Here is a 16,608-nt window from a genome sequence, read left to right on the forward strand (position 1 = left end):
CCTCAGTAAATGTCGAGTTGGAGGGTGACTTTTTGACCCATCTGGGAGAGGGTGATGAAGGGAGTCACGGGTAAGCGGTACACACGAGTACCGTCGCCGGCAGCGAGGGTGTTATCGAATGCAGTTTGAAAATCCTGGCGAGTACGGACGTAGAGATTTCCGTCGTATTGCCAGATCTGGGTATGCGAAGGCACTGCGCCTTGCGCCTTCACCTGTTTGGCGTCTTTTGGTGGAATCCCATCCAGAAAGGCCTGCAGGAGGTCGTCGTAGAGGGCAATCTTCCCCGGGCCCATCACAGCCGCCTTGGCCAGCGGGCCACGGCCTGGAACACGCAGATCAAGCCGAGCGTCATACACACGGGCTCGGTCCTTCTTCCCATCGGGTTCGCCACTGACGATTTTGACGATCACCGGTGTTGTAGCCCCTTCCAAGTACAGAGCTAGGCTGCCGGTCTCGTAAGCCGATGGAGTCGACACCACTACTGTATGGGTACCCTGCAGCCATTCCGCGCTATAGAGATCGGGGTTGGAAACACGAGGCGTAGCGGCCAGCGGCCACGGAGCTCCCGTTGAGTCCAGCACGATGAGGTTGGACAGCTCACCGGGAACCACGCGCAACACAGGCATCGACGCGCCAGGGCTCAAATCAACCGATACGCTGGAAATACGGGGGATTCCCCGTACTGGCTGCCAGGCCTTCGCCTTTCGCGTGTTCTCCAACGCCTGACGCATTTGCTTGATTTGCTCAGGGGTGAATGGCTGAGCGACCTCCATCGCCTCGTCGAAATGATCATTTTCAGGCGGGTTCAGGGGAGGCAGTGGAGCTGTACCGTTTTGCTGTTGAGGATCTCCAGCGGGTTGCCCTGCCACGGCGTAATTTGCTGGCCCGTAGTTGGTCTGTGGGAAAGCATTCTGCATCTGAGGATTCACGCCAGGCTGTGGAGCACCTGGCGCGGCGGGAAAGCCCGACTGCCTGCTAGGACCTTCAACCCGGACCCATTGCCCCCCGTTCGGCGCTTGAATGGGCTGCTGTTGGCCTTGCGTGGGTTGGCCTTGAGGTTGGGCTTGCGCACCATTGCCTTGTTGCTCTGCCTTAGCCGTGCCGATCGCTAGCGTCAAGACTGACGCGACGAAGACTGATTTCATCATCATGGGTTCCTCCTTACCGGGGCGTGGTGACAATGCCGTCCAGCCCTACGCCCACGATGGAATCCAGTGTGGGAATACGTGCGACAGGCACTTTGGCGATGAATCGCTTGGGTTGAAGGTCGGTGGTTTGGCCGACCAGCTTGATCTCGATCGGAACTTCGATATGGCGGACGAAAACACCGTCAACAATCTCGGATTTCACTAGCACGCCGGTTTCAGTGGTAACCGTCATGTTCATGCGCTTGGATTTAACGAGGTCCAGGTAGCCTGCTGACTGCAGCTGCTCCAAATACTGTGCAAACCCGCGCTTGGTCCAATCGCCACGTACGTCTTCAAGCTGTTGCCTGTAGTCGGTGAAGTTGATCGTCATCGAGCGGTTCAGCGCATCCCGTGCGAATTGAATCGCCTCGGCGTCGGTGATGTACGGCTCTTCAAGAGGAACCAGCCTGACGATCCGGAGGCCGTCGGCTGCGAAGTACACGTAGTGGGGGTGCATCACAAACCAGCCGAACACACAGTTCAGGCCTATCGAAATTGCAAGTCCCCAAGACAGGACCAGGTTTGATTTGACGATGCTGGACGTATGGCTGGCCAACTGCTTGCGATCTTCCAGATCACGTGCAACTGGATCGACTGCATCCTGGTTTTGATGCAGTTTTTCAGCGATTTCTATCAGCTCTTGTTCGTATGCTGCACGTCCGAGATCCTCCCTCGATCCAGGATGTTCGAGATGCGGCGCTGCTGCGTCCCTGATGTTGGTCATGTCTGGCCCTCCGTTTTCCGTATTCTAACCATGATGCGGAATCGGTCAACACAAAAAAACTTTTTGCCTGACCCGTAATAACGGGGGCCGTATGCTTTCTAGTTTTACGGCATACCTACAATACGAAATTGCCAGTAATGGCATTGTGATTTCATTACGACTCGTACTTCACCGATATTTTCTGGTATGGGTCGTATTTCACCGATGAAATGTGCGCAGGATTTGGCCTTCAACCCCCCCAAAACAGGGGCTTGCAGGTCAAATTTCGGGTGATCAAAACCCGCCCTGGGGCAGTGGCCTGCATTCGTACATCACCGATGCCAGTCGTATATCGCCGATGCTGTTTTTTTTCACTTGCTGTGGCTCGTATATCGCCGATTTTTCGGTTCGTACATCACCGACAGTTACGTCGTATATCGCCGATGCGAAATTTCGTATTTCACCGACGTACGAAGCGTTCGGATCCCCCGACATACAAGGGCAGTCGTGGGGAGGGGGTTCGGGATCAATGCGGCTACCCGCTTAGACAACGCAGCCCATTCTAATTAGAAAAACGGTTCTGAAATTTGGAGGGAACCCAGTAAATACGCGGGTTTCAGCGGGTTGACGGGGCGAAACTGAGCCTCTAGCCTTCGCCAAAACTTGCTCAACGAATGCCACTTTTTAGGAAGGTTTTATCGAAAGGTCGAGCGATTAAAAGAGGGATCCGGCCACCGTTGCCGGGCAAAAAAAAAGAGCCCACACATCTGGTCCTGGCAGATCGATGACGTGAGGGCCCCTTTCAGGTAATTCGAGTATGGACACCTGCACTCTGCTGCGCAATACGCGGCACGGGTTAATTCGCCCTGAATTTGTCAGCTTCTTCATTGAGGCCTGCTTGTGAGCAACCTCATCACGGCAGCTTCGACGGCGCCTGCGCACCCGGGTTATTACCAGCCGGCGTCAGCGATGAGCCGTATCCTCGAAGAGGCTTCTTATCTCGCACGCTGCAGTGACAATAAAACGGCGATGAGAGTACGGCCGCGTGAATACGCGATCCGCTACCCCTACATGCAGGTGAATCGTCCTGGCCGTGTGTCATGGCTCGTTTTCGATCTCGACCATACCAACTCCCTGATTTGGGAGGAGCATGGGCTTCCCCCCCCCAACTTCATTGTCCGTAACCGAAACTCAGGCAACTCGCACCTCTATTATGCGATTGCTCCGGTGTGTACCACCGAGCGAGCCCGTGAAAAGCCGATCCTGTACATGAAGGCTGTCTACGACAGCATGGCCGCACTGCTCAAGGCTGACCCCGATTACCACAGTGGTCCAGTTGCCAAGACACCAGGTCATCCTTGGTGGATCACCACCGAGCTGCACAATCATGTCTACGACTTGGGCGATCTGGCTGAAGAACTCGACTTGGCCAGGCCGATGCCTTTGTGGTCCAAAGGACCCGACATGGATGCAGTGTCCCACTCCAGGCATTGCACCTTGTTCGAACGTGTCCGTTTCTACGCATACAGCATCGTCAATGCTGAGCGAGCTGGAGGTTACTTCGAGTCGTTTTACTCTCGGGTCCTTGCGCAATGTCACAACGACAACCGTTTTCGCACGCGAGAACGTTGCAACGACCTGCCCTTGTCATCAGTGCGCGCCACGGCTAAATCGATTGCCCGATGGACCTGGTCCCATTACCGCGGAAGTGGTGACTATCACCGTGGTGTGATGGAGCTTGATCGATCGCTGCCACTCGAGGAGCGCCAGAGCCTCGCCGCCAAACGGACCCATGCAGTCAGGCAAAACCAGACCGCAAACAAGATCCGTGGGGCTTGCCGGCAGTTGATCGCTAAAGGGTCTCATCTTACCTACACCGCTATCGCCCTGACTGCAGGCGTCTCTCGCCAAACCGTGGCCAAGTACAAGGCGGTCATCACAGAAGCACAGTCGCCGTCGGTTGTTCCCCTTCGCCCTAAGGAGACCCCCCAGACCACCCCAGCAGCACAACCAGCCGGTCCAAACCATGGGGCTGAGCCAATTAAACCTGGTGTAAAGGATGCTGTATATCAGGTACCTGCCCCTACCGGGGCTGCTTTGCTTCCGCCTTTGCCTGATTAGTTATTCAGATGGTGGGTGTGCATGGGGAGTGATTCGACACACTGAACCTCCAGCCTGCTCTACATAACCTGCTCTCCTCCGTGCCACCTTCATTCCATCCTTGAATATCTCCGTTAGGTGCGGTGCCGCTCTTGTTAATGGGCGTGCTCCTACGTGGAATCTGGTGCATCTCACCCTTACGAATCGCTCAGATTGCAGCGTAGAGCGCCCTCTTTATTTCTGAGATGGACTTTGAGCTGGCATTTGTCAGGGATTGCCAGGTTGCTGCCTCGATCACGGACAGCGTGGTTAATCGGAAACCTTGCGGAATGTGTGGGTTCTTGGGCGGATGATCATTGACGTGGCCGGCGTCGTGACGAATCAGATTCGAGCGGAAATAACCCAAGAGGATTTCGAATCGGTCGTGACGGCAAGCTTCCAGTCACCTTCCAGGCCCAGGAGTGCCTTCACATGTACGACCGAATCATTCAACTGCTCATGCTGGCCGTTGCGACGACTAGCTTGATCATCACGTTGTTGCCTCCCCCTGCACCTATCTCCATTCCCAGAACCCTCTACGCGGGCATTAGCCCCGTTGCCGCCCAGGTATCGGCTCGCCCCGCCTATCCGCCGTGTGTCTGAGATCAGAGGGGAGCAGTGTTTCAGCACACGTAAGCTGGGCTTTCTTCTTAGGAGGGGGGCATAGAGAAAACGGAAAAAATCGTACGATAAGCCCTGCTGACAGCCTGCAAGCCCTTAGGTTGTGTAGTCGGTGTCCGAATGGGGTATAGGTCAAGCTGACACTATGTGGATTGTAAAATTTGCTCATTGCTGACTGCCATGAGTGTCAGTTGCTCGAAGTCCTGGTGAGGGCTACTTTTGAGTGCCAGTTAGTCATTTCGCGGCTGGCTTCATAGTGAGGAACTCTTGGGCAACCTTGACGGTTTCCAGCGGGGCCTCTTCCTGAGGGACATGACCGAGCCCGTTGAAGAACATGACCGTGCTGCCAGGAATGTCATGATGGAAACGTTCGGCATACTCAAGTGGTATCAGCCTGTCCTTTCCGCCCCAGATGATCAAAGTCGGTTGTTTTACCTCCTTGATCTCTCGCTCGAATTCGCCGCCCTTCATCTGGTTGAAACGGGCAACAACAGCCTCTCGATTGCCCGCGCGTAACGTGGTCTCGTAGTAGCGTTCAATCAACGCAGGCGTCACTTTTGACGGGTCACCGTACACATTGCGTACGCTGTTGGCGACGATGCTCTTTGGCAATATATGGGAGATGACTGGACTGAGGAGTGGGATGCGAGCCAGCCTGAAGCCGAGGGGAACCGATTGCGACTCGTATTTGTAGCCAGCGGCATCAATCAGAATCAATTTCGTGATTCTGCTCGGGTAGTCCACGGCTGTCTTCCACGCCACATAACCCCCCAGCGAATTACCCACCAGCACCGCATGCTGCACATGCAACTGACTCATCAGTGATGCCACAAAATGAGAGTAAGTCTCAATGTCGTACTTGCCATTGGGGTTCGGCCCCGTGAGACCGAAGCCCGGTAGGTCTACTCGGATCACGCGGCGCTGCGACTTCAATTGAGACACCCAACCATCCCAGGTATGGAGGCTGGAGGAAGTGCCGTGTAAAAGCACGATGGGCTCGGAATCGTCGCTTGGCCCTTCGTCTCTGACGTGTGCTTTCATTCCATCCACATCCATGAACTGTGATGGCGCAGGTCCCAAGGTAGGAATGAGTTCTTCAACGGGACGGTCTGGTGCCCAGACGGAAGCGATGCCAATAGCTCCGACGACCAGCAAGGCGGCTGTGATCTTGATGACTCGCCTGGACACTGGCGATGGATGTTTCACGGACTTGCCTATGAGGAGTGTCGCCATGCGATCCGTCCACTTGGTATAGGGCGGCTTGGTCAGTTTTCCAAAAATGTTTGCCGTCAGATCGCTCTGCAGAAGAACTCCCTTTTTCTTGGAAAAGGTGACGAAGCCATCAAAACCGTGGTACGCACCCTGTCCGCTTGGCCCGATTCCGCCAAACGGTAGGTCATGCTGCGCCAGGTGATAAATGCAGTCATTGACAGTGACACCGCCAGACACCGTTCGATCAATTACGCTGGCGATGCGGCGCCGATCATGATCAAAATAATACAGCGCCAATGGCCTGGGCCTGTCGTTGACCCACTTGATGGCATCCTCCATCGTTCGGTAGGTAAGCACTGGCAAGATCGGACCAAATATTTCCTCCTGCATCACTCGCATGGTGTCCGTAACCCCAACCACAATGACTGGTGCGAAAGCGCGATTTCCCGCAGGACGTGTCTCTTCGTTCTGAACGAGAGGTACGACAGTCGCCCCCTTGTCAAGAGCATCCTGCAGAAGCGCCTGCATCCTGTCGTACCCTGCTTGATTCACCATCCATGCGTAATCGGCACTCGAAACGGGGTTGGCATGACGGCGGAACGCCACCTTGGCAGCCTCCGCTTGAAATGCTTCAAGCTGATGTTCATGCACCAGGACGTAATCTGGCGCCACACAGGTTTGGCCCGCATTCCAGAACTTCGCGGAGCAGATTCGGTCGGCAGCCACTGCCGTGGAAAACGATTCGTGCACCAACGCCGGAGACTTGCCTCCCAATTCCAAGGTGACAGGCGTCAGGTTGGCCGCCGCCGCTTGCGCCACCAAAGTGCCCACCCGTGTTGACCCCGTGAAGAGGATGTGGTCAAAGGGCAATGCAGCAAACGCCGCTGCGAGGTCAGATCCCCCGGTCACGACGGCGACATGATCGTTCGCAAAACACTGCTGGATCATTCTGTGGATGACGTCTGCGGTGGCAGGGGCCAGTTCGCTAGGTTTGACGATCACCCGGTTGCCCGCAGCCAACGCGTTGGCCAATGGCGAGAGCGTCAGCATCACCGGGTAGTTCCATGCGCCTATGACACCGACCACCCCCAAAGGCTGATACACCACCCTGGCTTTGCTGGGCAAAAATTGCCAGTTCACGCTGGCACGCCGGGGCTTCATCCACTTGTGGAAATGGCGGCGGATATAGCGAATTTCGTCGACGACCGGCATGATTTCCAGAAGACGGGTTTCCTGCGTTGGGCGACGGCCGAAGTCCTGGTGCAGCGCGTCGACAAGTGCCCGCTCATTGGCAAGGATTGCGTTAAGAAGCCCGCCCAACGCTGCCATGCGTTGGGCGTAGTCAAGCACGTTTTCACGCGAGGCGTGCCGTTGCCGTTGAAAGAGGTCGTGCAGATTGTTCATGTGGCGTTCTCCATTCCAATGGCGTTCCAGTCCTGATGCTGCGCGTCAGGGATTTTTGACATTGCACGCTCGGTGAGCGCGGTAATGGTCAGACTCGGGTTTACGCCTAGATTGGCTCCCAGCATCGATCCATCGCAGACATACATGTTGCGGTAGCCAAACACGCGGTTTTGACCGTCGCACACGCCTTCAGCGGCGTTTCGTCCCATGGCTGCACCGCCCATGCAGTGCGCAGTCATGGGAACGTTGAGCAGGATTTCGGAGAGGGTTGTTTGCGCGATGCCGCCAGTGGCGCGGGCAGCCTTCACGGCAAAGTCATTGGCGGCAGGGATGAACGTCGGTATGGGCTGCCCGTGCGTCATGAGCGTCTTCTTGAACGGCCAGAACCATGGTCGCTCCCACCGCATCGTCAAATGCCCGTCCAGCGTTTGCATGCAAAGAAAGATCATGGTCTCGCGAGCGAAGCCGAAGGGCGACATCGCCCGTAACGTGGTCACTGGATGGGTGAGCAATTGCTTGGCGAGGGTGCCAATCCAAGTGAATACCCGTGTCCATCCCGGACGCCCCAATGTCATGACCGTGGTCATCAAGCCCATGGAATCAGACCCTTTGGGGTAGCGTACTGCTTCGATATGCGTGTGCGCGTCGATGTGGAGGCCTGATCCGATGCCAATGCCCTCCGAGAGGTCAAGCTTCGAGCCCGGGAATCGCACTGCGATGAGCGACTCTGCATTCGTTCTCACCCGTTGTCCCAAAGCCAGCGAAATGGCAGGCAACGAACCGCACTCTCTCAGCTGGAACAGCAATTCTTGCGTACCCAGTGACGAGGCCGCAAAGACGATACCTCGAGCGCGCATCTGTTTGCGCTGCTTTTTGCCACCGACGGCCGTGGAAACGGTTTCGATGATGTAGCCATCGGTGCCGTCTTTATTCCCGGCTGGTCGAACATCGACGACCTTGGTTTCTGGGAAGACCTTTGCGCCGCGTCGCTCGGCCAGAAATAGGTAGTTTTTGTCCAGCGTGTTCTTGGCGTCGTGTGGGCATCCCACCATGCATCCGCCGCACCCGATGCACGATTTACGTGATGGGCCCTCTCCGCCAAAGTAGGGATCGTCATGACTTGTCCCTGGCGTGGCGCCTTCTGGGCCAAAGAAGACCCCCACGTCAGTGGGATAGAACGTCGATTCGGCACCGACCACCTTGGCCATTTCCTGCAGTCGATGGTCGACGGGCCCCAAACGTCGGTTGACGGTCACACCCAACATGCGCTTGGCGCATTCATAGTGGGCGGGCATCTCCTTTTGCCATTCGCCCAGTCCCGCCCAACTGCCTTGCTGCCAAACATGCTCAGGGGGAACTAGCAATGTGTTGCCGTAGGTGATTGACCCACCACCCACCGCGCAGCCATGAAGCACGACCACATGCCGAAAGAAGCGCATGTTGAAGAACCCGCGCAGGCCCAAGGCGGGACGCCAAACCCATCGGGCGAGATTCCAATTGGTTCGAGGCAGATCTTCAGGAGTCCAGCGCCGCCCCTGCTCCAGCACTGCAACGCGGTAACCCTTCTCGGCCAAGCGAAGCGCAGAAACGCTGCCGCCAAAGCCTGAGCCGATCACAACGAAATCAAACTCACCAGGCGTCGTCACGAATGCACTCCTTGCCAAAGACTTTTATTGGCGATAAGTTTATCACCAATTGAGGTACAATGCATCTATGCCTCGTCTTCGGAACCACCCTGTCAATGTCGCTGCCAACCGTGCCACACGGGAACGACTGCTTGATGCAGCCTGTGAGGAGCTGGTGGAGGTCGGCTACTTTGAGACCGATACCAACAAGATCGCCAGACGCGGGGGCTTGGCACCCGCCACCTTCTACAAGCACTTCAGGAACAAGACCGAAGTCTTTGCCGCAGCCTTTGAGCGGCTGGCAGTGGCTGAGGCGCAGCAGCTCGGAGATGCCTGCTTGTCTTATCTGCAAGCGGGGACCGCTCTTGACGACGTAGCAGCACGGTTCGCGCAGGCACTCATTGAAAGCCGTCGCCACCTGGTCGTGCTGCGGTCCCACGCGACCGTACTTCAGAGCACTGAGCCTACGGTTCGAGAGGCAAAGGTGACGGTCCGTCGGCTTGCGGTCGAAGCGGCCACGGGATATGCCGCAATGGCAGGCTTGGAAACCTGTTCCTTGGAAGAACTTCACGTCCGGATGTACGTCATTGATGGTCTTGCAGACGCTGTAGCTCGCGGTGACTTCGGGCAACACGGCGTCACCGACATGACTGCGCACCGCGAAATAGTGACGCAATGGAAAGCTTGCTTTGTGTTGCCAGGAACATTCGAGCCCGACCAATCATGATCATGGTGTACCGGCCAGGTACGCATGATGCCCCTCGCCAGTCGACGGCAACCAGCAGCGTGCACCGCTACGAAACGCGGACTGGAGCGATTGCCGCAGAGACTTTGCTGTAATCGCCGGTACCGCATCAGTTCATCGACCAACTCGCTGGCGGCTGGCATCGGTCAGGTCTTAGCACCTTTGCCCAGAACCTCGAGCCACCAGCACTCCCGACCATCACCGCTGCGGCGTGCGAAGAAGCCTCCTATGGAGGCGCAGCAGCACCCAGATCGGCGCGGGCAGTTCAGGCCACTACGACGACCGTTGCAACTAGCTTAGCGTGCTTTATTTTCCGTTCTCTGAGGCGACCCCTTTATATCTCAAAGGATCCAGAAAGCTGCCAGTTGAAGTGGTGGCACCAAGTCTGGGAATGATCTGGCAGGTTTCGATCTCCAGCCCAGACCGGGAACGGGCGTTTCAGGCGTTGGAGGTGGCCACCCTGTTTGCCCTGCGCCGCGCGGTGCGCAATGGCTCGGTCTGGATTGAGCACAGCCTGAGCTTTCGGGGTCGTGCGCGCTTGTTCTTCACGGACGAGCGTTGGCAGGCAGAGTCCAAGAAACACTATGCCCGTCTATCGTTACCCAGCAAGGCTGCCACTTTCTTGAAGCCTTTGCTGGCCAGAGTAACTGCCGGTGTCGATGCGGTGGCCGCTGCAGCCCGCAGTGGCGTACTGCGCGTGGATGATGAACTCCATTTGTCGCCATTGCCCGCAGAGGACGAAGACCCAGAAGTGACCAAGCTGCGCGCGGCTTTGGATCACCGCATCGGTGAGGTTCAATTGCCGGAAGTGATTCTGGCCGTTGACGCCCAGGTGCGCTTTAGCTGGATCATGCTCGGACGTGAGCCGCGCTCTACCGACGAGCTGCTGATGGTCTATGCCGGCATCATGGCCCACGGCACCAGTCTGACTGCGGTCGAATGCGCGCGCATGATTCCGCAATTGTCTGCCACCAGCATTCGCCAGGCCATGCGCTGGGCGCGGGACGAACGGCGTCTGAGCCAGGCCTGCCAGGCTGTGCTGGAATTCATGCAGCGACACCCGATTGCCGCCACCTGGGGGCGGTCCGATTTGGCATCTTCTGACATGATGAGCATGGAGACCACCAAACGGGTGTGGCAAGCCCGGCTTGATCCTCGGCGCAACACACCTTCCATTGGAATCTACTCCCATGTAAAAGACCGGTGGGGCATCTTCCATGCGCAGCCCTTTGTGCTCAATGAGCGCCAGGCGGGCGTGGCCATTGAAGGTGTCATCCGCCAAGAAAAGCTGGAGACCAGCCAGCTTGCTGTGGATACCCATGGCTACACCGACTTTGCCATGTCACATGCCCGTTTGCTTGGTTTTGATCTTTGCCCGCGGTTGAAGGAACTCAAACAGCGCCACCTCTTTGTGCCACGCGGCACCAAAGTGCCCGCAGAAATCGCTGCGGTGTGCGAAGCCAATGTCGACGTCGCTTTGATCGAAAAGCATTGGGATAGTCTGGTGCACCTGGCAGCCTCGGTCATGAGCGGACATGCCAGTGCGGTGGCAGCTCTTGCGCGGTTCGGTTCTGCCGCCCAGGGCGATCCAATCTATGAGGCTGGCGTGCAATTGGGGCGGTTGCTGCGTACGGCGTTTTTGGCTGACTACTTTGTCAAGGACGCTTTCAGGAACGAGTTGCGCCGGGTGCTCAATCGGGGCGAGGCTGTTAACGCCCTCAAGCGCGCCATTTATACCGGCCGGATCAGCCCGGCGCAGGCCAAACGTGTCGATGAAATGCAGGCTGTGGCCGATGCGTTGAGCCTGATGGCCAACATCGTGATGGCGTGGAATACCTCACAGATGCAGGCGGTCCTGGATCGCTGGTCGAACCGCCGCCAGGTCATTCCACCGGAACTGATCGGGAAGATTGCGCCCACCAGGCTGGAGAGCATCAACTTGCGGGGTGTGTTTCGCTTCCCGGTTGACCGCTATGCTGACCAAATCCTGCCTTCGCGGCCAAATGCATCGATAACTGGCACCAATGGATGAAACCGACCACGGTTTGACGCCACGAATCGCAGATTTGAAAGTGAACAGGAAAGTCAATGAAATCAACGATCTACCAACACCACCTCCGCGCCAGTGCTAGCTTTTCGTACCGTCACTTATTGCACTGAAAACGAGGAGACCCCGGTTCAGGATGTGGCGGATTTCGGCGCTGTGGGTGATGAAGGCAATGATGCGCATCTGCCCACCGCACATGGGGCACAGCAGCGGAAATGCCTCGTAGATGCGGGCAATCAGCACCGCCCACAAGTAATGCGCCGCTCGCTTCGGGCGTGCTTCAGGTTCGGGTGTGGGTGTGGCCGCGTTGCCCGGCGCCGCCACCCCAGGTACGCCCGCGCCAGGTTGTGCAGTCTCCACCGTGGCTGGTTGCGACGCAGCAGGCTGAGCCAGCGCCGTTACCGCCGCTCTCAGCGGCGAGTTTGGTGCCAGCACACCAAAGTAGCGGTGCCGGTGGGTGCGTGGCGGTGGCACCAGCGCGGCGATGCGGTCGATCAGTTCCAGCGGTGTGAGGTGCAGCTCATCTGCCTTGGCACCACGCTTGTCACTGGTGGGCTCGCTGCGCTGTTTGGCACAGCGGTACACCAGTTTGCTTCCCTCTTTGCGTAGGCGCTCCATGGAAAACGGTGGACGCGCGCAATAGCGCAGCAGCCGCTCCAGCGCAGCGCGGTCGTGGGCTTCGATGCACACCCCCGCATCCACCGAGAAGCCGCTGTGTTTGTAGCCCAGCATGTCTTTGGCGTCACAGTTCTCCAGCAGGCCCCGAGCAACGAAGGCGCGCAGGATGCGTTTTTGCAGTGTGGTCTGCACTGGGGCCACGGTAGCCGCATCGATGCCGGTGGCCGCGTGAAAGATGACACCCGGCGATGAGATTCGAGGGGTCGCATCAGCATCGCCCTCGCCCTCCACTTCCTGGGGTTTGGGGAGCAATGGAACCAAAAACCAACGTAAGCCCGACTAGCTCCGTTCAGAGCCCTCTTCCCAGGCATCCGACTCGATAAAACCATTGCGCAACTTGACCACCCATTGGCGCCGTTATTGACCAGCCGGCTGCATTCTTGACCAGTTATTTGCATTCGGAGTGACCAGGAGGGGGGCAATAGAGAAAACGGAAAAAATCGTACGCTAAGGCCAAGCGTGTTTTGCTAATGAACTGTGCTAGCAGACAAAACCAGCGGCTAGCACAACATCGATTACTTGCATTGCGACACCCAGTACGAATTGCACGGTACTCCAGTCGTTTTGGGCAGCTATAAAATCGAATTTCGTTATCGAAGTTCGATTATTATGGATTAATCTGTGGAAAATCAGGTAGGCCAACGCATGACTAATACCTCCACCGATGACCGCAGCCCATGGTCGGTTTTTCTTATTTTTCTACGCCTTGGATTGACCTCCTTCGGCGGCCCCATCGTGCACTTAGGCTATTTCCGTGACGAGTTCGTCACACGACGGCGCTGGTTGTCTGAACGCAGCTATGCTGATTTAGTGGCGCTGTGCCAATTTCTTCCAGGCCCAGCAAGCAGCCAGGTCGGCATAGCGTTGGGGCTATCACGGGCTGGATATAGCGGGGCGCTGGCTGCTTGGACAGGCTTTACGCTGCCTTCGGCCGTAGCTTTAATCCTGTTCGCGCTGGGCATTTCCAACTATGGGGATTCCGTTTCGCCGGGCGCGTTGCATGGCCTAAAAGTGGTGGCCGTTGCCGTAGTCGCCCAAGCGGTATGGGGCATGGCGCGCAACCTGTGTACGGATGGGCTGAGAGTCACAATAATGGCGATTGCCGCCTGTGCTGTCCTGCTCGTACCGTCCGCGTGGGGGCAGGTTGGTGTGATTGCTGCCGCAGGCATCATAGGCCGACTATTGTTCAAGCCAGCACATACTGTTGAGCACGACCCACTACCTATCACGGTCAGTCACCGGGCCGGCGCACTTTGGCTATCGTTATTTTTTGCCCTGCTGATTGGCCTACCGATCTTGGCAAAATTGCTGCCAAGTCCAACGATGGTGGTAGTGGACGCCTTCTATCGTGTGGGGTCACTAGTGTTCGGTGGTGGCCACGTTGTGTTGCCGCTGCTGCAAGCCGAAGTGGTGTCCTCCGGCTGGGTCAGTAATGAATCCTTCCTCGCGGGGTACGGGGCGGCTCAAGCGGTGCCCGGCCCATTGTTCACATTCGCCGCGTTCCTTGGTGCTTCGATGAGCACCGCTCCCTCTGGCTGGGTCGGCGGTATTGTGTGCCTACTGGCTATCTTCGCACCCTCTTTTCTGCTGGTTGTGGGAGCCATGCCATTTTGGGAGCGCCTGCGTCGCAATACAGGCATGCAAGCCGCGCTGGCTGGGGTCAATGCGGCGGTGGTTGGCCTGCTGCTGGCCGCGTTCTATCACCCTGTATGGACTAGCGCCATATTTCAGCCGCAAGACTTTGTCTTGGCCCTGGTCGCCCTTGTCGCACTGATGTTCTGGAAGCTCCCGCCGTGGCTAGTTGTCGTCGGCAGCGGTGCAGCGGGTTGGCTGTTGAGTATCGCGCTGTGAGGCACGAAAAATGACAGATAAAGACCTGTACGGCGGGTTGATCCGCCTGCACATACTTCACCATGCAGCCGAGAAGCCCGTCTTCGGACTGGGAATCATCGAAGAACTGCAACGACACGGCTACGAGCTGAGCGCCGGGACGGTATACCCAATGCTGCACGGGCTGGAAAAGAAGGGCTATTTGACCTCACGCCACGAACGCACCGGGCGACGTGAACGGCGTGTCTATGAGATCACTGAGCAAGGCCAAGTTGCGCTGGTCGAGGCACGTGCAAAGGTTAAGGAACTGTTCGGCGAGTTGATCGAAGGTTGCTGAGTTTACGGCTTCAACTCGGCGTCAGGCGGTTCACTGGCACCGCGTCAGACTAGGGCCGCTTTCTGCATTTTCTGACGCCAAGGCGTCAATCTCTATGGCCTCAACCTGACAGGCCGAATGCTTAGCGTACGATTTTTTCCGATTTCTCTATCGACCCCAGGAGGATCTGAATTGATCTCTCCACCATGTGTACACTGCCTGACAGCGGAGTTCGTCGCGGTTTAATCTAGAAAGACTTGCCCTAGGGAGATCAGCACGGCTGGAAGAACTGACCCAAACGAGGCAGCAGGTCGCATTTGACGATATCTTCACTGTATACTTTATCGCTCAGCCATACCTCTTGAGCTACAGGAACACCAGCATGACTGTACTCCAAACGATCTACTGGCAGCCTACGCCGCCTTAGCGCTACGCCCCCTCGCAACATCTCGCTTCCGCTAGTTTCGCTCGCGGTCGCGTACTGCTGTATGCCCGGTTTTTACACCCAAGGCACACAGCCAAATAATCCTCACAACTTGAATTCGTATCGACGCGCTCGCCATCTGCCTGGTGTGCGTGTGGTGCATTGCCTTGGATATTCTGATGCTGCAATCGCTCAAACAAACGTGGTTTTCCAACGTCCGTGGAGACGTGCTCGCGGGGATCGTGGTCGCGCTCGCGCTGATCCCGGAGGCCATTGCTTTCTCTATCATTGCCGGCGTCGACCCCAAGGTTGGTCTCTACGCCTCCTTCTGTATCTGTGCTGTCATCGCCTTCGTCGGCGGTCGACCCGGCATGATCTCGGCAGCTACCGGTGCGATGGCACTGCTGATGGTCACCCTGGTAAAAGATCACGGGCTTCAGTATTTGCTGGCAGCCACCTTGCTCTGCGGGGCGCTTCAAATCCTCGCTGGATACCTGAAACTGGGCTCTCTGATGCGCTTTGTTTCGCGCTCGGTAGTCACAGGCTTTGTGAATGCATTGGCGATTCTGATTTTCATGGCGCAGTTACCTGAATTGACCAACGTGACCTGGCACGTTTACGCCATGACCGTAGTGGGCCTCGGAATAATCTATCTGTTTCCGTATGTACCGAAGATCGGCAAGCTGATTCCCTCGCCGCTGGTGTGCATCCTGGCCCTGACGGCCATTGCTATTTACCTCGGTCTGGATATCCGCACTGTGGGTGACATGGGCGAACTGCCGGACACGCTGCCGATTTTCCTGTGGCCTGAAGTCCCGCTGAACGTTGAAACTCTGCGCATCATCTTCCCGTACTCAGCCGCCTTGGCCGTAGTAGGTCTGCTTGAGTCCATGATGACCGCGACCATCGTCGACGATTTGACCGATACCACCAGCAACAAAAACCGTGAATGCAAGGGTCAAGGCATTGCCAACATCGCTGCCGGGATGCTCGGCGGTATGGCAGGCTGCGCCATGATCGGCCAGTCGATCATCAACGTGAAATCCGGTGGACGTACCCGTCTCTCCACATTGTGCGCGGGCATTTTCTTGCTGCTGATGGTCGTTTTCCTCGGCGAATGGCTCTCCAAGATCCCGATGGCTGCATTGGTTGCTGTGATGATCATGGTATCCATCGGCACCTTTAGCTGGGATTCCTTGCGCAATCTGAAAGAGCACCCACTGTCGACCAACCTCGTCATGGTCGCGACCGTTGTGGTGGTCGTGGCAACGCATAATCTGGCTTACGGCGTGTTGGTCGGCGTACTGCTGGCTTCGTTGTTCTTTGCGAACAAGGTCGGACATTACCTCGATATCAAGAGCAGTCTTGAAGAGACGGAGTCGCATCGGACTTACCGCGTGGTAGGCCAGGTGTTCTTCAGCTCGGCAGACAAGTTCACCGAAGTTTTTGACTTCAAGGAAGCGCTCAACAAGGTCACCATCGATCTGACACAGGCGCATTTCTGGGATATCACCGCCGTCGCCGCGCTGGATAAAGTGGTAATCAAGTTCCGTCGCGAGGGCGCCGAGGTTGAAGTGCTGGGTCTAAATGAGGCCAGCGCCACAATCGTTGACCGCTTTGGCGTGCATGACAAACCTGGCGCCATCGACAAGCTCATGAGCCACTAAGGAGATCGAC

9 protein-coding genes and 2 pseudogenes are annotated in these 16,608 nt (G+C 57.0%); 6 read left to right on the forward strand and 5 right to left on the reverse strand.

The window, feature by feature from the left end; translation table 11 throughout:
• Positions 1 to 2: 2 nt before the first annotated feature.
• Positions 3 to 1,151, reverse strand: a complete 1,149-nt coding sequence (locus tag ACW4TB_RS20525) for a DotH/IcmK family type IV secretion protein (protein WP_009682435.1) — start codon at positions 1,149 to 1,151, stop codon at positions 3 to 5.
• A gap of 10 nt (positions 1,152 to 1,161) precedes the next feature.
• On the reverse strand, positions 1,162 to 1,911 hold the full coding sequence (locus tag ACW4TB_RS20530; protein ID WP_009682434.1) for a DotI/IcmL family type IV secretion protein: 750 nt from the start codon (positions 1,909 to 1,911) through the stop codon (positions 1,162 to 1,164).
• An 879-nt stretch (positions 1,912 to 2,790) separates the two neighbouring features.
• On the opposite strand from ACW4TB_RS20530, the gene ACW4TB_RS20535 reads away from it, so the two are divergent.
• Positions 2,791 to 4,011 carry a replication initiation protein gene (locus tag ACW4TB_RS20535; RefSeq protein WP_280093859.1) on the forward strand — a complete coding sequence of 407 codons (1,221 nt, stop codon included), beginning with the start codon at positions 2,791 to 2,793 and terminating at the stop codon, positions 4,009 to 4,011.
• A gap of 873 nt (positions 4,012 to 4,884) precedes the next feature.
• Here ACW4TB_RS20535 and ACW4TB_RS20540 read toward each other — a convergent pair.
• A complete protein-coding gene (locus ACW4TB_RS20540; protein WP_082422831.1) occupies positions 4,885 to 7,266 on the reverse strand; it encodes an aldehyde dehydrogenase family protein in 2,382 nt (793 codons plus the stop codon).
• A complete protein-coding gene (locus ACW4TB_RS20545) occupies positions 7,263 to 8,912 on the reverse strand; it encodes a GMC family oxidoreductase (RefSeq protein WP_054902275.1) in 1,650 nt (549 codons plus the stop codon). The genes ACW4TB_RS20540 and ACW4TB_RS20545 overlap by 4 nt, the downstream gene beginning before the upstream one ends.
• A gap of 67 nt (positions 8,913 to 8,979) precedes the next feature.
• Here ACW4TB_RS20545 and ACW4TB_RS20550 point away from each other — a divergent pair, with 67 nt between their 5' ends.
• Both ACW4TB_RS20550 and ACW4TB_RS20555 read left to right on the forward strand, forming a co-directional pair.
• Complete coding sequence (locus ACW4TB_RS20550; RefSeq protein ID WP_121757885.1) at positions 8,980 to 9,618, forward strand: TetR/AcrR family transcriptional regulator; 639 nt, start codon at positions 8,980 to 8,982, stop codon at positions 9,616 to 9,618.
• 352 nt (positions 9,619 to 9,970) lie between these two features.
• Positions 9,971 to 11,668: pseudogene (locus tag ACW4TB_RS20555) on the forward strand (Tn3-like element IS1071 family transposase); the annotation flags it as partial.
• Positions 11,669 to 11,812: 144 nt separating this feature from the next.
• Here the strand turns inward: ACW4TB_RS20555 and ACW4TB_RS20560 are convergent.
• Positions 11,813 to 12,598 (reverse strand): annotated as a pseudogene (locus tag ACW4TB_RS20560) (IS91-like element ISCR8/ISPps1 family transposase); the annotation flags it as partial.
• Positions 12,599 to 13,006: 408 nt separating this feature from the next.
• Here ACW4TB_RS20560 and chrA point away from each other — a divergent pair.
• From chrA to ACW4TB_RS20575, 3 genes are all read left to right on the forward strand, one after another.
• A complete protein-coding gene (gene chrA / locus ACW4TB_RS20565) occupies positions 13,007 to 14,212 on the forward strand; it encodes a chromate efflux transporter (RefSeq protein WP_017735062.1) in 1,206 nt (401 codons plus the stop codon).
• 10 nt (positions 14,213 to 14,222) lie between these two features.
• Entirely contained in the window at positions 14,223 to 14,528 is a 306-nt protein-coding gene (locus ACW4TB_RS20570) for a PadR family transcriptional regulator (RefSeq protein ID WP_017335982.1), read from the forward strand.
• A 582-nt stretch (positions 14,529 to 15,110) separates the two neighbouring features.
• Positions 15,111 to 16,598 carry a SulP family inorganic anion transporter gene (locus ACW4TB_RS20575; RefSeq protein WP_017735063.1) on the forward strand — a complete coding sequence of 496 codons (1,488 nt, stop codon included), beginning with the start codon at positions 15,111 to 15,113 and terminating at the stop codon, positions 16,596 to 16,598.
• Positions 16,599 to 16,608: the final 10 nt, after the last annotated feature.

It is taken from the genome of Lelliottia jeotgali (assembly GCF_977070485.1).